The 16,972-nt window shown below is 64.5% G+C and carries 20 protein-coding genes and 2 tRNA genes; 18 read left to right on the top strand and 4 right to left on the bottom strand.

What is annotated here, in order from left to right:
- Nucleotides 1-16 precede the first annotated feature (16 nt).
- The 6 genes from WDN01_08380 (at nt 17) to WDN01_08355 (ending at nt 6,684) form a co-directional block, all read left to right on the top strand.
- A complete protein-coding gene (locus WDN01_08380; GenBank protein ID MEJ0026028.1) occupies nt 17-1,018 on the top strand; it encodes a hypothetical protein in 1,002 nt (333 codons plus the stop codon).
- Nucleotides 924-1,310, top strand: a complete 387-nt coding sequence (locus tag WDN01_08375) for a hypothetical protein (GenBank protein ID MEJ0026027.1) — start codon at nt 924-926, stop codon at nt 1,308-1,310. The genes WDN01_08380 and WDN01_08375 overlap by 95 nt, the downstream gene beginning before the upstream one ends.
- Before the next feature lie 195 nt (nt 1,311-1,505).
- On the top strand, nt 1,506-2,111 hold the full coding sequence (locus WDN01_08370) for an ATP-dependent Clp protease proteolytic subunit (protein ID MEJ0026026.1): 606 nt from the start codon (nt 1,506-1,508) through the stop codon (nt 2,109-2,111).
- 182 nt (nt 2,112-2,293) lie between these two features.
- Nucleotides 2,294-3,562: an ATP-dependent Clp protease ATP-binding subunit ClpX gene (gene clpX, locus WDN01_08365; GenBank protein ID MEJ0026025.1), complete on the top strand. Its 1,269-nt coding sequence runs from the start codon at nt 2,294-2,296 to the stop codon at nt 3,560-3,562.
- Between the two features lie 259 nt (nt 3,563-3,821).
- Nucleotides 3,822-6,251: an endopeptidase La gene (lon, locus tag WDN01_08360; protein ID MEJ0026024.1), complete on the top strand. Its 2,430-nt coding sequence runs from the start codon at nt 3,822-3,824 to the stop codon at nt 6,249-6,251.
- Nucleotides 6,252-6,408: 157 nt separating this feature from the next.
- Complete coding sequence (locus WDN01_08355) at nt 6,409-6,684, top strand: HU family DNA-binding protein (protein ID MEJ0026023.1); 276 nt, start codon at nt 6,409-6,411, stop codon at nt 6,682-6,684.
- A gap of 17 nt (nt 6,685-6,701) precedes the next feature.
- Here WDN01_08355 and WDN01_08350 read toward each other — a convergent pair whose 3' ends face one another.
- Together WDN01_08350 and WDN01_08345 are read right to left on the bottom strand one after the other, a co-directional pair.
- Complete coding sequence (locus WDN01_08350) at nt 6,702-7,643, bottom strand: ribose-phosphate pyrophosphokinase (GenBank protein ID MEJ0026022.1); 942 nt, start codon at nt 7,641-7,643, stop codon at nt 6,702-6,704.
- Between the two features lie 66 nt (nt 7,644-7,709).
- Nucleotides 7,710-8,006, bottom strand: a complete 297-nt coding sequence (locus WDN01_08345) for a helix-turn-helix domain-containing protein (GenBank protein MEJ0026021.1) — start codon at nt 8,004-8,006, stop codon at nt 7,710-7,712.
- 80 nt (nt 8,007-8,086) lie between these two features.
- On the opposite strand from WDN01_08345, the gene WDN01_08340 reads away from it, so the two are divergent.
- Nucleotides 8,087-8,455 (top strand): VOC family protein, encoded by a 369-nt coding sequence (locus WDN01_08340; GenBank protein MEJ0026020.1) that lies wholly within the window; start codon nt 8,087-8,089, stop codon nt 8,453-8,455.
- Between the two features lie 12 nt (nt 8,456-8,467).
- Here the strand turns inward: WDN01_08340 and WDN01_08335 are convergent, their stop codons facing one another.
- Both WDN01_08335 and WDN01_08330 read right to left on the bottom strand, forming a co-directional pair.
- Complete coding sequence (locus WDN01_08335) at nt 8,468-8,998, bottom strand: hypothetical protein (protein MEJ0026019.1); 531 nt, start codon at nt 8,996-8,998, stop codon at nt 8,468-8,470.
- Between the two features lie 117 nt (nt 8,999-9,115).
- Nucleotides 9,116-9,191: transfer RNA gene (locus WDN01_08330), tRNA-Val, on the bottom strand.
- Between the two features lie 177 nt (nt 9,192-9,368).
- On the opposite strand from WDN01_08330, the gene WDN01_08325 reads away from it, so the two are divergent.
- The 11 genes from WDN01_08325 (at nt 9,369) to nuoF (ending at nt 16,901) form a co-directional block, all read left to right on the top strand.
- A complete protein-coding gene (locus WDN01_08325) occupies nt 9,369-9,911 on the top strand; it encodes a hypothetical protein (GenBank protein MEJ0026018.1) in 543 nt (180 codons plus the stop codon).
- Between the two features lie 78 nt (nt 9,912-9,989).
- Entirely contained in the window at nt 9,990-10,403 is a 414-nt protein-coding gene (locus WDN01_08320) for a hypothetical protein (protein ID MEJ0026017.1), read from the top strand.
- 104 nt (nt 10,404-10,507) lie between these two features.
- A tRNA-Asp gene (locus WDN01_08315) sits at nt 10,508-10,584 on the top strand.
- A 236-nt stretch (nt 10,585-10,820) separates the two neighbouring features.
- Nucleotides 10,821-11,186 (top strand): NADH-quinone oxidoreductase subunit A, encoded by a 366-nt coding sequence (locus tag WDN01_08310; protein ID MEJ0026016.1) that lies wholly within the window; start codon nt 10,821-10,823, stop codon nt 11,184-11,186.
- On the top strand, nt 11,177-11,761 hold the full coding sequence (locus tag WDN01_08305; GenBank protein MEJ0026015.1) for an NADH-quinone oxidoreductase subunit B family protein: 585 nt from the start codon (nt 11,177-11,179) through the stop codon (nt 11,759-11,761). The genes WDN01_08310 and WDN01_08305 overlap by 10 nt, the downstream gene beginning before the upstream one ends.
- The gene (locus tag WDN01_08300) at nt 11,762-12,382 is read left to right on the top strand and encodes an NADH-quinone oxidoreductase subunit C (GenBank protein MEJ0026014.1); all 621 of its coding nucleotides are present in this window, start codon (nt 11,762-11,764) and stop codon (nt 12,380-12,382) included. It begins immediately after the preceding gene.
- The gene (locus WDN01_08295; GenBank protein ID MEJ0026013.1) at nt 12,379-13,584 is read left to right on the top strand and encodes an NADH-quinone oxidoreductase subunit D; all 1,206 of its coding nucleotides are present in this window, start codon (nt 12,379-12,381) and stop codon (nt 13,582-13,584) included. Before WDN01_08300 ends, WDN01_08295 begins: the two co-directional genes overlap by 4 nt.
- Nucleotides 13,581-13,799: a hypothetical protein gene (locus tag WDN01_08290; GenBank protein MEJ0026012.1), complete on the top strand. Its 219-nt coding sequence runs from the start codon at nt 13,581-13,583 to the stop codon at nt 13,797-13,799. Before WDN01_08295 ends, WDN01_08290 begins: the two co-directional genes overlap by 4 nt.
- The gene (gene nuoE, locus WDN01_08285) at nt 13,799-14,536 is read left to right on the top strand and encodes an NADH-quinone oxidoreductase subunit NuoE (GenBank protein MEJ0026011.1); all 738 of its coding nucleotides are present in this window, start codon (nt 13,799-13,801) and stop codon (nt 14,534-14,536) included. Before WDN01_08290 ends, nuoE begins: the two co-directional genes overlap by 1 nt.
- A complete protein-coding gene (locus WDN01_08280; protein MEJ0026010.1) occupies nt 14,533-15,618 on the top strand; it encodes an acyltransferase in 1,086 nt (361 codons plus the stop codon). The genes nuoE and WDN01_08280 overlap by 4 nt, the downstream gene beginning before the upstream one ends.
- Nucleotides 15,618-16,901: an NADH-quinone oxidoreductase subunit NuoF gene (gene nuoF / locus WDN01_08275; GenBank protein MEJ0026009.1), complete on the top strand. Its 1,284-nt coding sequence runs from the start codon at nt 15,618-15,620 to the stop codon at nt 16,899-16,901. The genes WDN01_08280 and nuoF overlap by 1 nt, the downstream gene beginning before the upstream one ends.
- Nucleotides 16,902-16,972 lie beyond the last annotated feature (71 nt).

Here is a 16,972-nt window from a genome sequence, read left to right as displayed (position 1 = left end):
AGCACGGGGGGCGCCGATGCTTTTCACCAGCGTCGAATTTGTCGTCCTCTACCTGGCGACCTTTGTCGGGTTCCACGCTCTGCCGAGCGGAGGGGCGCAGGTCCTGCTGCTGATCGGCGCAAGCTTCGTATTCTACGCCTGGAACGTGCCCGCGCTCCTGGCGCTGCTCCTGCTTTCGATCCTGACCAACGCTGTCGTCAGTTTTCGCGTCGCCAAATCCCGCGACGCCGGTGCGATGCGGGCCTGGGCGGTCGGGGGCGTCGTGTTCAACCTCCTCCTGCTCGGCCTGTTCAAATACGACGTGCTCATCATGGACCTGGCGCGAAGGCTGATCGGGGCGGGGAACGCATCGAGCGGCGTCGCTGCGCTGGCGGCTCTACCGCTGCCGATCGGCATCTCGTTCTATACGTTCGAGGGCATCAGTCTCGTGGTCGACGTTTTCCGAGGCCGCGATCCCGACAACGCAAAACCCGTCACCTCCTATGTCGTGCGGGAGGGGCGATTTCTCGATCATCTACGCGACACCGCGCTGTTCATCGCGTTCTTTCCGCACCTGATCGCGGGCCCGGTCCTGAAGGCGCAGTCCTTCTTTCCCCAGATCGGCCGACGATGCGGCCCCGGTACCTTTGGTCGCCGTCGGCAGCTCGCTCACCGCAAATATTCCCTGGGAGACGGCCGTGCCGGGCGCTCAGAACCTCGGCATGTCGGGCGGCAGCGTCAGGACGGGCCTGGCGGCGATCCAGGCTTCCCATCGGCCCAGCCGCGTGGTCGTGGTCGAGATAAACGGAGTGATAGCGCGCGAGAAAGACGCCGATCTCCTCGGTTCGGTATTCAATCCCTGGAGCAGGGGACTGCGTCGGGCGCTGCCGATGTTCAAGACGGAGTACAAACCGATCGACGTCGCGATCCGGGTCGCCGAGGCCGTGACGCATCACGTCCGCGTCGAGTTCATCGTCGCGTCGCTGCGCGATCGGCAAATTCGCGCCATCGCGGCCGTGGAGGCGAAGCCGTTGTCTGACGACGAGGTGCGCGCCTTGAAGACGGCGGCGGCGGACGTCAGGGCCGATCTCGCGACATTGGTGCGAAACGGCAGCTGCGTCCCGTTGATGGACATCCCGCGCGAGCCTGTGCTGGACGGGTCCGTTCGCGCACGCATGACGCGGAACCTGCTGCAGGCGGAATTTCCCGCGCCGCGATTCCGCTGGATCGAACTGCCACGCGAAAACCGGGTGACGTCCGATGGTACGCATTTGAACCGCGCAGCTGCGAACATGCTGGCGCGCGATGCCGCGAAAGTTGCGCATTGCTGACGGATCGAGCGGCCTTCGCCTCGGGAAGGGCCGGCGAAATGCCCCAATTCGTGCGGCAATAACCATTTGAACCGCGGGGTCGCATCTGCCTCTGCGGCGCTATATATGTGTCATTGACGCGTCACCGGGTGCGTAAGACTCTCGGAACGCTGATTCGAAAGGCTGGAAGCGATGGCAGACCCGCGCGACGTCCATATGAATACGCTGGTACCGATGGTGGTCGAGCAGACCGCCCGCGGCGAGCGCGCCTACGACATCTATTCGCGCCTCCTGAAGGAGCGCGTGATCTTCATCACCGGCCCGATCGAGGATTACGGCGCCAGCCTCATCACCGCGCAGCTTCTGTTTCTCGAAGCCGAGAACCCGAAGAAGGAAGTCCACATGTACATCAACTCGCCGGGCGGGGTGGTGACGGCGGGACTTGCGATCTACGACACGATGCAGCTCATCCGTCCGCCGATCCAGACCTTCTGCGTTGGGCAGGCGGCGAGCGCCGCCTCGCTGCTGCTCATGGCGGGCAAGAAGGGCGAGCGTTTCGCGCTGCCCAACAGCCGCGTCCTGGTGCACCAGCCGAGCGCCTCTTATTATGGCCAGGCGGCGGACATCGCCCGCCATGCCGAGGAAGTGGTCAAGCTGAAGCACCGTCTCAACGAGATTTACGCCCGGCACACAGGCCGCACGGTGGCGGAGATTGAAAGAGCGCTCGATCGCGATACATATATGACGGCAGAGGAGGCGAAGGCCTTCGGCCTGATCGATCATATCATGGCGCGGCGCCCGGAAGGCCCGGACGGCGGCTGAAGTTCCAAAAAGCGCCGGATTCTCAAGGAATTGACCCCGATTAAACAATTCTTGATCCGCCCGGCGCTAACGTGGTCGAATGAACGGATGTCGGTGCCGCTTCGAATGGCGCGAAACGTGGAATGTGTCGGCCCGCAAGGGTCACATCGGAATCGAACGGGGCAAAAAGCCTTGGAGAAACAATGAGTAAAGCGAGCGGCGGCGAATCCAAGAATACGCTGTACTGTTCCTTTTGCGGCAAGAGCCAGCACGAGGTCCGCAAGCTCATTGCCGGACCGACCGTCTTCATCTGCGATGAATGCGTCGAATTGTGCATGGAGATCATCCGCGAGGAGAACAAGACCTCCTTCATGAAGTCGAAGGAGGGCGTCCCCACGCCCCAGGAGATCTACAAGGTCCTCGACGACTATGTGGTCGGCCAGCAGCACGCCAAGAAGGTCCTGAGCGTCGCGGTCCACAACCACTACAAGCGCATCAATTCGTCCGGCAAGAACGGCGACGTCGAGTTGGCGAAGTCCAACATCATGCTGATCGGCCCGACCGGCTGCGGCAAGACTCTGCTCGCGCAGACGCTCGCCCGCATCCTCGACGTTCCCTTCACCATGGCCGACGCCACGACGCTGACCGAAGCCGGTTACGTCGGCGAGGACGTCGAGAACATCATCCTCAAGCTGCTCCAGAACGCCGACTACAATGTCGAGCGGGCGCAGCGCGGCATCGTCTATATCGACGAAGTCGACAAGATCAGCCGCAAGTCGGACAACCCCTCGATCACCCGCGACGTCTCGGGCGAGGGCGTGCAGCAGGCCCTGCTCAAGATCATGGAAGGCACGGTCGCGTCGGTTCCGCCGCAGGGCGGCCGCAAGCATCCGCAGCAGGAGTTCCTGCAGGTCGACACGACGAACATCCTCTTCATCGTCGGCGGCGCGTTCGCCGGTCTCGACAAGATCATCTCGTCGCGCACCCACGGTTCCTCGATGGGCTTCGGCGCCAATGTCCGCGCCCCCGACGAGCGCGGTACCGGCGAGGTTCTGCGCGAGGTGGAACCCGAAGATTTGCTGAAGTTCGGCCTGATCCCGGAATTCATCGGCCGCCTACCCATTTTGGCGACGCTGGGCGATCTGTCGGAACCGGCGCTGATCGAGATTCTGACGCGTCCGAAGAACGCGCTGGCCAAGCAGTATCAGCGCATGTTCGAGATGGAAGGCGTCAAGCTGCGCTTCCAGGAAGAGGCGATGCATTCGATCGCGCGCAAGGCGATCGCGCGCCGTACCGGCGCCCGTGGCCTGCGTTCGATCATGGAAGGCTTCCTGCTGGAGACCATGTTCGAACTGCCGACGCTCAACGGCGTGCAGGAAGTGGTGATCACGTCGGACGTCGTCGAAGGCAAGGCGCGTCCGCTGTACACCTACTCGGACAAGGCCGAGGCCCGCGAAAACAAGGCGAGTTGAGCCTTTTTGCGTGACGCCGAGTCATCGGCGGACAACATGTCGCTAAGCAATAGTGCGGAAACCTTGATCCTCTAGGGTTCGGGCTCGGAAAAATGCGGCTAGCATCAATATCTTGAAACCGCCCCACCGGGGGGCCACTTTACCTTTCCAAGGAGTCGTCCATCGGGAGGCTCCATCACCCCGGTACCGGTGCCCATCGCAAGGGGCTGGCACCGATCAGCACCCGTTCCACGGATAGTGGGGCGGCGAGGAGAACAAAATGTCCGATTTCGAAGGCATTCCCAGTACCCCAAAAAGCGAGAATGGCGGCCTTCTGGCGCCGGTTCTTCCGCTCCGCGACATTGTCGTGTTTCCCCACATGATCGTTCCGCTCTTCGTCGGCCGCGAGAAGTCCGTGCGCGCCCTCGAAGAGGTGATGAACGACGAAAAGCAGATTCTGCTGCTCACCCAGAAGAACAAGGACGATGACGATCCGGGCGCCGACGGCCTGCACCAGATCGGCACGCTGGCGACGGTGCTTCAGCTCCTGAAGCTGCCCGACCAGACCGTGCGCGTCCTCGTCGAAGGCAAGAGCCGCGCCCGCGTCACCGGCTTCGTGGCCCGTACCGACTTCTTCCAGGCGACCATCGAGCGCATTCCGGACGGCGTCAGCGACGCCAAGGAAGTCGAGGCGCTGGTCCGCACCGTGAAGACCAACTTCGAGCAGTACATCAAGCTGAACAAGAAGGTCCCGGCCGAGCAGCTCGCCATGGTCGCGCAGATCGACGAGCCGGCGAAGCTCGCCGACACCGTCGCCTCGCATCTGTCGGTGAAGATCGCCGACCGCCAGGCCTTGCTCGAGACGCTGGGCACCGTCCAGCGGCTGGAGAAGGTCCTCTCGCTGATCGAATCCGAGATCGGCGTGCTTCAGGTCGAGCGGAAGATCCGCTCCAGAGTGAAGCGCCAGATGGAGAAGACCCAGCGCGAGTACTACCTCAACGAACAGCTCAAGGCGATCCAGAAGGAGCTCGGCGAAGGCGACGACGGCCGCGACGAGATGAACGAGCTGGAAGAGCGCATCCGCAAGACCAAGCTCTCCAAGGAGGCCCGCGACAAGGTGCAGGCCGAGGTGAAGAAGCTCCGATCGATGTCACCGATGTCGGCCGAGGCCACGGTGGTGCGCAACTATCTGGACTGGATCCTCTCGCTGCCCTGGGGCAAGCGCTCCAAGGTCAAGCGCGACATCGTCGAGGCCGAGCGCGTGTTGAACGAGGACCATTTCGGTCTGGAAAAGGTCAAGGAACGCATCCTCGAATATCTCGCGGTGCAGCAGCGTTCGGGCAAGATGAAGGGCCCGATCCTGTGCCTCGTCGGCCCGCCCGGTGTCGGCAAGACCTCGCTCGCCAAGTCGATCGCCAAGGCGACCGGCCGTGAGTATGTCCGCATGTCGCTCGGCGGCGTCCGGGACGAAGCGGAGATCCGCGGTCACCGCCGCACCTATATCGGCTCGATGCCCGGCAAGGTCATCCAGTCGATGAAGAAGGCGAAGACGGCCAATCCGCTCTTCCTGCTGGACGAGATCGACAAGCTCGGCGCCGACTGGCGCGGCGACCCGTCGTCCGCGCTGCTCGAAGTGCTGGACCCGGAGCAGAACCACACCTTCAACGACCACTATCTGGAGGTCGATTTCGACCTCTCGGACGTGATGTTCATCACCACGGCGAACTCCCTGCGCATGCCGGGCCCGCTGATGGACCGCATGGAGATCATCCGCATCCCCGGCTACACCGAGGACGAGAAGGTCGAGATCGCCAAGCGCCACCTCATCGCCAAGGAGATGAAGGCGCACGGCCTGAAGGACGACGAGTGGAAGATCACCGATGCGGGCCTGCGCGACCTGATCCGCTATCACACCCGTGAAGCGGGCGTGCGCAGCCTGGAGCGCGAGATCGCCAATCTCGCCCGCAAGGCGGTGAAGGAGATCGTCAGCCACAAGGCGACCAGTGTCGTGGTCGACGAGTCCAATGTCGACACCTATGCCGGCGTGCGGAAGTTCCGCTACGGCGAGGTCGAGGGCGAGGATCAGGTCGGTGTCGTCACCGGTCTGGCCTGGACCGAGGTCGGCGGCGACACGCTGCAGATCGAGTCCGTCATGCTGCCCGGCAAGGGCCGCATGCAGACCACCGGCAAGCTCGGCGATGTGATGAAGGAGTCCATCGACGCGGCGCGGTCCTATGTCCGCTCCAAGGCGACCAGCTTCGGCATCAAGCCGCCGCTGTTCGACAAGATCGACATCCATGTGCACGTGCCGGAAGGCGCGACGCCCAAGGACGGTCCGTCGGCGGGTCTCGCTATGGCCACCTCCATCATCTCGGTGATCACCGGCATCCCGGTGCGCCGCGACGTGGCGATGACCGGCGAGGTCACCTTGCGGGGCAGGGCGCTGCCGATCGGCGGCCTGAAGGAGAAGCTGCTCGCGGCCCTGCGCGCCGGCATCAAGACGGTGATCATCCCGCAGGAGAACGAGAAGGACCTGGCCGAAGTCCCGGACAATGTGAAGTCCGGCATGACCATTGTCCCGGTCGCCAATGTCGGCGAGGTCCTGAAGGTCGCGCTCGTGCGCCAGCCCGAGCCGATCGACTGGAGCGAGACGGATGTGGTCACGCCACCCCCGGTCGCACCCGAAAACGACGCCATCGTCACGCATTGACAAGGCGTTAGCCTAAAAAGAAGGCCCCGGCGGGTTAACCGGCCGGGGCCTTTTTCCTACCTTTTTCCGCTGAAATCTTGGGTTTTTCGGTTTGACCGCGCGCCAACTGGCCATAAAGTCGGCGTGTCGGAGCGAATCGCGCAAAGGAGCCGTCGCCGTGAACAAGAACGATCTCATCCAGAAACTGTCCGAGCAGACCGGACTGGACAAGAATACCTCGGCCAAGGCCGTGGATGGTGTGTTCGATTTGATCGCGGCCACGCTCAAGGCGGGAGAAGAAGTCCGCCTGACCGGCTTCGGCGTCTTCGTCGTCGCGACCCGCGCCGGCGGCAAGGGCCGCAACCCGCAGACCGGCGAAGAGATCGTCATCAAGCCGTCCAAACAGCCCCGGTTCCGCCCCGGCAAGCAGCTCAAGGATTCGCTGAACACCTAGCGGCGCCGGCCGATCCGTCAGGCGTGGAACAGCGCACTGACGGATTGGCCGTCATGGATGCGCCGGATCGCCTCGGCGAAGGGCCGGGCGATTGAGAGCACCGTCAGTTTCGTCCCCCGCGTTTCCGGCGGAATCGGCACGGTGTTCGTGCAGACGATCTCGACCACATCCAGCTGGTCGCTCAGCCGCTGAGCGGCGCCCGCCGCGAACAGGCCGTGGGTGCAGGCGATCCGGATCGACGCCGCCTTGTCCTCGCGCAGCCGCTGCAGCAGCTCCATCGTCGTCGTGCCGCGCGCGATCTCGTCGTCGAGCACGATCACGTCCTTGCCTTCGACGTCGCCGATGATCGGTCCGATGCGGACCTCGTGATCGGAGATGCGCTGCTTGGTGGCGACCGCCATCGGAATCTTCAGGAGTCGCGCGAAGACTGCGGTATCCTTGGCGTTGCCCAGGTCCGGCGACACCGCGACCGCGTTCGACAGGTCGTATTGCCGGAAATGGTCCGCGATCTCGTGCAGCGCGTGCAGGTGGTCGACCGGGATCGAGAAGAAGCCGTGCACCTGCGGCGAGTGCATCTGCATCGCGAGCACGCGGTTGGCCCCCGCCGTCACCATGAGGTCGGCGACCAGCCGTCCGCCGATCGAGATGCGCGGCGCGTCCTTCTTGTCGGAGCGGGAATAGGCATAGAACGGCATCACCAGCGTGATGCGCGACGCCGAGGCGCCGCGCGCCGCATCCAGCATCAGAAGCGCTTCGACCAGGTGCTCCTGCACCGGCGCCACCAGCGGCTGGATGATGAACACGTCGCGCTCGCGGCAATTGGACTGGAGCTGGACCTCCAGGCAGTCATTGGCGAAACGCACGAGCTTGGAGGGGTGCAGCGGCACGCCGAGATGCTGGCAGATCTCGGCCGCGAGTTCGGGATGGGCGCTCCCGCTGAAGACGGTGATCTCTTTCAAGGCAGTCGCCTCCGCGCCCGATCGCGCGCGCCTTATCCATGGTTTGGGGGCCCTCGCCCATGCGGCTCAGCGCCGCCACGGCGCCAGCACCGCATGCGTGGGGACTGCCGTCGGCGCGGCGCGCCGTGTGGCCAGAAAGCCGCGCTTCCTCAAATGCCGCAGCGCCGCCTGGACCGAGGATTTGGAAAGCCCGGTCTCGACCGCCAGCGTGGACAGGCTGATCTGGACGCCGCGGCCGGGTCCGCCGCAGGCGTGCCAAAGCTTGGCATATACGATGAAAGCCGACGGCGACCGGTCGTGCGCCACGAGGTCGGGCATCAGGGTTTCGACGACGTAGTCGTCCGGCGGCACTCTACGAACCATTGCTATAGTATTCGCCGGGGCGCTTGTCCGGGCAAGCCGCCCGATTCTAGCTTTTGCGCGCCACCGTCGGACGTCACCCCATGATCACGCAGGTCAAGTTCATCTCGATCCCGGTCAAGGACCAGCAGCGCGCCCTGAAATTCTACACCGAGAAGCTCGGTTTCCGGATCGCCACCGACCAGGAGATGGGCCCGGGCGGTCAGCGCTGGATCGAGCTGCGCATCGGCAAGGCCGAAACCCGCTTCGTGCTCTTCACCATGGAGGGCGAGGAGGGCCGGGTCGGCACGCGGATGAACTGCTCGCTCTCCTGCGACGACGTCGAGACGACCTACCGGCAGCTCGGCGAACGCGGCGTCGAATTCGAGGGGCCGCCCAGGAAGCAGGCCTGGGGCAGCTTCGTGATCATGAAGGACTCGGAGGGCAATCGCTTCGTGCTGGGCTCGGACTGAGCATCGCGACCGTCAGGATTTCTCCTCCGGCTGGTTGCGCAGGACATAGACCTGGTAGGCGACGGCGTCCCAGGCATTGTGGATGCCGACGAACAGCAGGAGCAGCGCCGCGGCGCCGATGCCGAACAGTGCCGGCTCCAGATGCGCCAGCGCCAGAAGGCCGGACAGCACCAGCAGGCCGTATGCCGCGAAAGGCAGCAGGACGTGGAAAACCCGGTCCTCCATATCCATTTGATAGGCGCGCTGGTGCCGCATGCGCTGCACGGGCAGCGCCATATAGAGCAGGCCGCAAACGCCCATTGCGCCGCCGGCCCAGGCGGCATGGACCGCCGCGGGCCACGGCACCCGCACCAGCGCGGACAACAGCAGGCAGGCGGCGAAATGCACCACGGTCGGCGTGGCGAAGGCGCGTCCGGCTTCCGACAGGCCCGGCTGCGGGCGCTCCGCGATCAGGGTCATGACCACGAATTGCAGACCGATCAGCGCACCCGCGGCCGATCCGACGATGATGTAGAAGCTGTCCCATTCGCTCAAAGCAGACATGCGATCCCCCATGCAGCGAACCGAAACCCGGCCTGCCATCCGAAGCCGCGCGGCGTCAGGCGGTCCTTCTCGGCCGGAGCTTCGGAAGGACACACCATCCACTGCTGCCGCGCAGGATGGTGGGCGGTGACGGGCTCGAACCGCCGACCCTATCGGTGTAAACGATATGCTCTACCAGCTGAGCTAACCGCCCATTCGGCGGGCTTATAGCAGCATCTTCGGCCCTTGGCAGCCTTCCCTGGTCGTGCCGCGGTCGATGCCTTGAAGGGCCAAGTCCGGTCTCTATCGACGATTGCGGAACCGCAATCCAGCGACGCTTTGCGACACAACGCAGTTCGCGGTTGCTCCCGCGGCGGTCTAGGGTGACGGCATGAACAAAACCGCGCTCGCCGTCATCCCGCTCGTCCTGGTGCTGGTGGCCGCCTGCAGCTCGACACCGCCACGTCCAGGCCGCTGGAATCCGAATGCCGTGCCGCGCGACGAGAACTGGCATTCGCCGGCCGCCGCGCTGCTGCGCTACGACGCGAACCATGACGGCGTTCTGACCCGCGCTGAGCTGGTCGCGGGCCTCCATGCCGAGTTCAACACCTACGACGTCGAGCACAAGAACTGCCTCGGCCAGGAGCAGGTCCGCGCCATCAACCAGCTCCGCGTGCAGCAGGACGGTTCGCAGGCCTCGCCGCTGGTCGACTGGAACCAGGACAATTGCATCGACTTCAGCGAATTCTCCGGCGCCGCGCTGTCGCTGTTCGACACGCTGGACGTCAACAGCGACGGCCAGCTCACGGCGCAGGAACTGGGCGGCGCGGCGCGCCCAGCGGGCGCGGGGCAGGGCGGCACCGGCCAGGGCGGCCGCGGCGGCCATGGCCGTCGTCATGGCGGAGGAGGCGGCGGAATGCCGCCCGGCCAGTAACCCACGCCCATCTGCCGCTTGACGGCATGTCGCCGACAATGCCGAACTCCGCCGATGCGGGGGCGTCGACTCATACTATTGGCGGCATCGCTTTTGGCCGCGGCGTGCTCGACGTCGCACAAGCCGCGCTGGTCGCCCTTCGTGACGCCGCGTTCCGAGGAATGGCATTCCGGCCGGATGATGATCGCCAATTACGACACGGACAATGACGGCACGGTCACGCGCGAAGAGCTGGAATCGGGCTTGCGGCAATATTTCATGCAGGCCGACACCAACCGCGACGGAACGCTCGATCCCGACGAAGTGGCCGCGGCCAATCAGCGCCGCATCCAGAAGGACGGGACGGCCGCCATTCCGCTGATCGACTGGAACCATGACGGCACTGTGGACTTCCGCGAATTCGCCGGCGGCGTGCGATCCCAGTTCGAGCTGCTGGACCTCGACGGCGACGGCAAGGTGACGATCGACGAGTTTCGCCGCGCTCCGCCCTGACGGCGCGCATTTTCCTGCGGAAATCGCCGGCTCAGCTTGACAGCGACGGAGCGGGCGCCCTACACCGGCCCCCTTTCGCGGAACGGGCCATCGGGCCCCGATGCGGGGGCGTAGCTCAGTTGGTTAGAGTGTCGGCCTGTCACGCCGAAGGTCGCGGGTTCGAGCCCCGTCGCTCCCGCCATTTCCATCCCGAACGCGGTGCGAAATGGCTCCCCGAAAGGGCCTGATTCACAGGTCAATTTCCCTGTTGGGAATCGTTCGCAACTACCCGCAAAAATCCTGTTTTTTCCGGTCGAATCTTGGTCTACACCCGCGTTGCTCGCGGGTGGCCGGCTCTTATACTGCACCCGCGAAATACCAGAGTCCGGCCTGTTCCTTGAGCGCGCCCGCGCCAGGGCCGGATGAAAAGGCTCGGGAATGGAAAAGCAGCTCCTGGAATATCTCCCCATCCTGCTCTTCATCGGCATTGCGGGCGTCATCGCCACCGCCCTGGTCCTTGCTCCCGTCATCCTCGCGCCGTCCAAGCCCGATCCCGAGAAACTCTCGGCCTATGAATGCGGCTTCAACGCCTTCGGCGACGCGCGCATGAAATTCGACGTGCGCTTCTATCTCGTCTCCATCCTCTTCATCATCTTCGATCTGGAAGTGGCGTTCCTGTTTCCCTGGGCGATCACGCTGGGCGCCACTGGCGTCTTCGCCTTCTGGTCGATGGTGACGTTCCTCGGTGTCCTGACCGTCGGCTTCATCTACGAATGGAAGAAGGGAGCGCTCGAATGGGAGTGATCCCGGCCGGCCCGACATCGCCCTTGCCCTATGGAACCGCCGCCCGCGGCGGCGTCGAGGGCGGCCGCGCCGCGCGCGACGACGAACCTTATTTCAAGGCGATGCAGCAGGAGATGGCCGACAAGGGCTTTCTCGTGACCTCCGCCGAGGCGCTGGTGAACTGGGCCCGCACCGGTTCCCTGATGTGGATGACCTTCGGGCTTGCCTGCTGCGCCGTCGAGATGATGCAGGCGAACATGCCGCGCTACGACCTGGAGCGCTTCGGCGCCGCGCCGCGCGGCAGCCCGCGCCAGTCCGACGTGATGATCGTCGCCGGCACGCTGACCAACAAGATGGCGCCGGCCCTGCGCAAGGTCTACGACCAGATGCCGGAGCCGCGCTATGTGATCTCCATGGGCTCCTGCGCCAATGGCGGCGGCTACTATCACTATTCCTACGCCGTGGTGCGCGGCTGCGACCGCATCGTGCCGGTCGACATCTACGTGCCCGGTTGTCCGCCGACCGCGGAAGCGCTCATCTACGGAATCATGCTTTTGCAGCGGAAGATCCGCCGTACCGGAACCATTGAGCGCTAGATGGCCGATCTTTCCACTCTCGCCGCACATTTGAGCGAAGCGCTTCCCGGGGCGGTCTCCGCCCACCGGCTGAACGTCGGCGAACTCTCGATCGACGTCGCCGTCGGCGAGATCGTGCGCGTCATGGGCTTCCTGCGCGACGATCCGGCCTGCGAGTTCAAGATCCTGGTCGACATCTGTGGCGTCGACTGGCCCGAGCGCGCCAAGCGCTTCGATGTCGTCTATCACCTCCTGTCGCTGACCAAGAATTTGCGCCTGCGCGTGCATGTGCATGTCGCGGAAGACGAGGCGGTTCCCTCGGTCGTCGCCGTCTATCCCGCCGCCAACTGGTTCGAGCGCGAGACCTTCGACATGTACGGCATCGCCTTCGCCGATCATCCGGATTTGCGCCGCATCCTCACCGACTACGGCTTCTCCGGCCATCCGCTGCGCAAGGACTTCCCGCTCACCGGTTATGTCGAGGTGCGCTATGACGACGAGCTCAAGCGTGTCGTCTACCAGCCGGTGCAGCTGGTGCAGGAATTTCGCGACTTCGATTTCATGAGCCCGTGGGAAGGCGCGCCGCACATCCTGCCATCCGGCGACAAGGCCGCGTCCGGCAATCCGGGGAAGAAGGCATGAGCGCGTTCCCCGACGTCAAGAAAGATACCGGCAACGAGGAAGCGCAGATCACGCTGAACTTCGGCCCACAGCACCCGGCCGCGCACGGCGTGCTGCGCCTCGTCCTCGACCTCGACGGCGAGATCGTAACCCGCGTCGATCCGCATATCGGCCTCTTGCATCGCGGCACCGAGAAGCTGATCGAGCACAAAACCTATCTGCAGAACATCGGCTATTTCGACCGGCTGGACTATGTCGCGCCGATGAACCAGGAACACGCCTTCGTGCTCGCCATCGAGAAGCTGATTGGCCTCGAAGTGCCCAAGCGCGGCCAGTATGTGCGCGTGCTGTTCTCCGAAATCGGCCGGCTGATGAACCACATCCTCAACGTCACCTTCCAGGCGCTAGACGTCGGCGCGCTGACCCCGCCGCTCTGGGGCATGGAAAGCCGCGAGACGATGCTGTCGTTCTACGAGCGCGTCTCGGGCAGCCGCATGCATGCGAAATATTTCCGCCCCGGCGGCGTGCACCAGGATCTGCCGCCCGGTTTGGCCGACGACATCTACAAATTCTGCGACGGCTATCTGAAGGTGCTGGACGACATCGACAGCCTCCTGATCGAGAACCGCATCTTCAAGCAGCGCAATGTCGACATCGGCGTCATCAATCGCGCCGAAGCCGAGATGTGGGGTTTCTCCGGCGTGATGCTGCGCTCCGCCGGCGTCGCCTGGGACCTGCGCCGCGCCCAGCCTTACGAGTGCTACAACGAACTCGACTTCCAGATTCCCATCGGCCGCAACGGCGACTGCTACGACCGCTACGTCATGCGCATGGAAGAGATGCGCCAGTCGGTGAAGATTATAAAGCAATGCATCGAGAAGATGCCCGATGGTCCCGTTTCCTCGACCGACCACAAGGTCGTGCCGCCCAAGCGCGCCGAGATGAAATCGTCGATGGAAGCGCTGATCCATCACTTCAAGCTCTACACCGAGGGCTTCCATGTGCCGGAAGGCGAGGCCTATGCCGCGGTCGAGGCGCCCAAGGGCGAGTTCGGCGTCTATCTGGTGTCGGACGGCTCGAACAAGCCCTATCGCTGCAAGATCCGCGCGCCCTCCTATGTGCATCTGCAGGCGATGGACTACATGAACAAGGGCCACATGCTCGCCGACGTCTCCGCCGTGCTCGGCTCGCTCGATATCGTGTTCGGCGAGGTCGACCGATGAGCGCCGCATCGCAGCTCAAGGACATGCTGGCGCAGGGCTGGAAGGTCGCCGGCTTCCAGCAGACCACCGCGATGAGCGCCGAGACCGACGGTCCTGAGACCGACGGATTTTATCTGCTGTTGCAGAAGGACAGCGACCTCGCCGTGTGTTGGGCCGCCCATTCCGGCGACAGCATCGCGGTCACCTCCATCAACATCCTGACGGAGGCCGCGTAGTGTCTCTCCGCCGTCTCGCCCCGCCCGAGCTTCAGCCTGCCTCCTTCGCGTTCAACCTCGAGAACCTGGCGCGCGTCGAAAAGGAGATCGCGAAATATCCGCCGGGCCGCCAGGCCTCGGCGGTGATTTCGGCGCTCTGGATCGGCCAGGAGCAGGAAGGCTGGGTCACCCATCCGATGATCGAAACCATCGGCCGGCGCCTCGACATGCCGTTCATCCGCGTGCTGGAGGTCGCGACCTTCTACACGATGTTCAACCTCGCGCCGGTCGGCAAATTCCATCTGCAGGTCTGCACCACGCCGCCCTGCACGCTGCGCGGTTCCGACGACGTGATGGCCGTCTGCAAGAAGCTGATCGGCCCGGCGCAGATGACGCCGACGGCGGACGGCATGCTCTCCTGGACCGAGGTCGAATGCCTCGGCGCCTGCACCAACGCGCCGGTGTTCCAGGTCTACAAGGATTTCTACGAAGACCTCACCGCCGAAACGACGGCGAAGCTGATCGAGGCATTCCGGCGCGGCGAGAATCCGGCGGCCGGCCCACAGGCCGGCCGCACGGGCTCCGAGCCTGCCGGCGGCCCCGCCACCCTCATCGATCCGGCGCTCTATGACGGTCACGCCAAGCCGTCCGCGACGGAGGGCGGCACGGATTCGCCCGACGCCGAAGCCAAGATGCCGACCGAGGCCGCGTCCGATCGCGAAGCGCCGGTTCAAAAGCCGCCGGGAGCCGCGACATGACGGCCGGCGGCAAGACCATCGCGACGCTGTTCGAAGCCAATGGCCGGTTCGGCCCGAGCTTCGACATAATCCGGCTGTTCGCCGCCGTCCTGGTGCTGGTCTCGCACAGCGCGGTCATCACCGGCCGCCTCATTCCGAATTTCACGCACAGCGTCGTTTCGCTGGGCGCGGTCGCCGTCGCCGTCTTCTTCGTGCTGAGCGGTTTTGTGATCACGGAAAGCGTCAAGCGCGACGGCCGGCCCGCCGCCTTTCTGCGCAAGCGGGCGTTGCGCATCTATCCGGCGCTGATCGTTCTGGTGCTGCTCACCGTCTTCGTGCTGGGGCCGCTGGTCACGACGCTGCCGCTCTCCGCCTACTTCTCCGGCAAGGCGACCGGCCTGTATCTGCTGAACGCGGTAATCCCGTTCAACAACGCGCTGCCGGGCGTGTTCGAGACGAACCCGCAAGACATCATCAACGGCAGCCTCTGGACGATCCGCTTCGAGATCGTCTGCTACCTGGCCGTGGCGCTGTTCGGCTCGCTGTTTCTCGCGCGGCCCTGGATCGCGATCGCAATCGCGCTCGGTTGCGGCCTCGCCATGGAAACGTTGCTCGTGGCCGGCCACAACCCCGGCACGGGCTTCGTCATGGTGCAGGCCTATCATGGCCTGACGGTCACGGGTTATTTCTTCGGCGGCGCCAGCCTGTCGCTCTTTGCCGCCAAAATTCCGGTCGGAACGGCATGGATCGTCGCAGCGCTGGCGGGCCTCGCCGCCGCGCTTGCGAGCCCGGCCTTTTTCGTTCTCTTTCCCTTCGTCGGCGCCTATCTGGTCGTCGTCCTGGGGAACAGCAGGCTGCTCGCCTTTCCCGCCATCCGCCGCGGAATCCTGGCCGGCGACTTCTCCTACGGCTTCTATCTCTTCGCCTTTCCCATTCAGCAGCTCGCCTATCTGTGGCTCGGACCGTCCGCCGGCTTCTGGACCGTGACGTTCGTTTCGCTGCCGGCGGTGCTGGCGCTGGCGATGCTGTCCTGGCATTTCATCGAAAAGCCGGCGCTGGCTTTCAAGCACGGCGGCAACAACTTGATCCCGAGGGTCGCCTGATGCTCGCCGACAAGGACCGCATCTTCACCAACATTTACGGCCTTCAGGACAAGGGCCTGAAGGGCGTGCAGTCGCGCGGATTGTGGGACGGCACCAAGAAAATCCTCGAGCTCGGATCGGAAGGCATCTGCGACGTCGTCAAGAAATCCGGCCTGCGCGGCCGCGGCGGCGCCGGCTTCGCCACCGGTCTCAAATGGACCTTCATGCCCAAGGAGGTGAAGGACCGTCCGCACTATCTCGTCGTCAACGCGGACGAATCCGAGCCCGGCACCTGCAAGGACCGGGAGATCATGCGCAACGATCCGCATCACCTCATCGAAGGCTGCCTGATCGCCTGCCGTGCCATGCGCTCGCATGTCGCCTACATCTATGTGCGCGGCGAGTTCGTGCGCGAGCGCGAGGCGCTCCAGGCCGCGATCGACGCGTGCTATGCCGCCCGGCTGATCGGCAAGGACAATGTCCATGGCTGGGACTTCGACTGCTACGTCCATCACGGCGCCGGCGCCTATATCTGCGGCGAGGAGACCGCGCTGCTCGAAAGCTTCGAGGGCAAGAAGGGTTTGCCGCGCATGAAGCCCCCCTTCCCGGCGAATATGGGCATCTATGGCTGCCCGACGACGGTGAACAATGTCGAGAGCATCGCGGTGGTGCCGACCATCATGCGCCGCGGCCCCGAATGGTTCGCGAGCTTCGGCCGACCCAACAACACCGGCACCAAGCTGTTCCAGATCAGCGGCCATGTGAACACGCCCTGCGTGGTCGAGGAGAGCCTCGGCATCCCGATGCGCGAATTGATCGAGAAATATGCCGGCGGCGTCCGCGGCGGCTGGGATAATCTCCTCGCGGTGATCCCGGGCGGCGCCTCCTGCCCGATGATCCCGAAATCGGTGTGCGACGACGTGTTGATGGATTTCGACGCGCTGAAGGCGGCGAGCTCCTCGCTCGGCACCGCCGCGGTGATCGTGATGGACAAGTCGACGGACCTGGTGAAGACCATCGCGCGCTATGCCTATTTCTATAAGCACGAGAGCTGCGGCCAGTGCACGCCCTGCCGCGAGGGCACCGGCTGGATGTGGCGGGTGATGAAGCGGCTGGAAACCGGAGACGCCCGGGTCGAGGAGATCGACCAACTCTGGGAAGTCGGCAAGCAGTGCGAGGGCCACACGATCTGCGGCCTCGGCGACGCTGCGCCCTGGCCGATCCAGGGCCTGATCCGCCATTTCCGTCCCGAGCTCGAACGGCGCATCGCCGCGCGCGCCGAGCAACCGATGGCGGCGGAGTAGCCGATGCCCTCACAAGCCCATCATCGACCCTCTCGGTCATGGCCCGCGAATGCGGGCCATCCAGTTGACAT

The sequence above is a fragment of the Rhizomicrobium sp. genome (assembly GCA_037200985.1).
In the GTDB taxonomy this organism is placed as follows: domain Bacteria; phylum Pseudomonadota; class Alphaproteobacteria; order Micropepsales; family Micropepsaceae; genus Rhizomicrobium.
The sequence above is the reverse complement of the archived record's forward strand: the minus strand, read 5'-3'. Positions and strand labels throughout refer to the sequence as shown.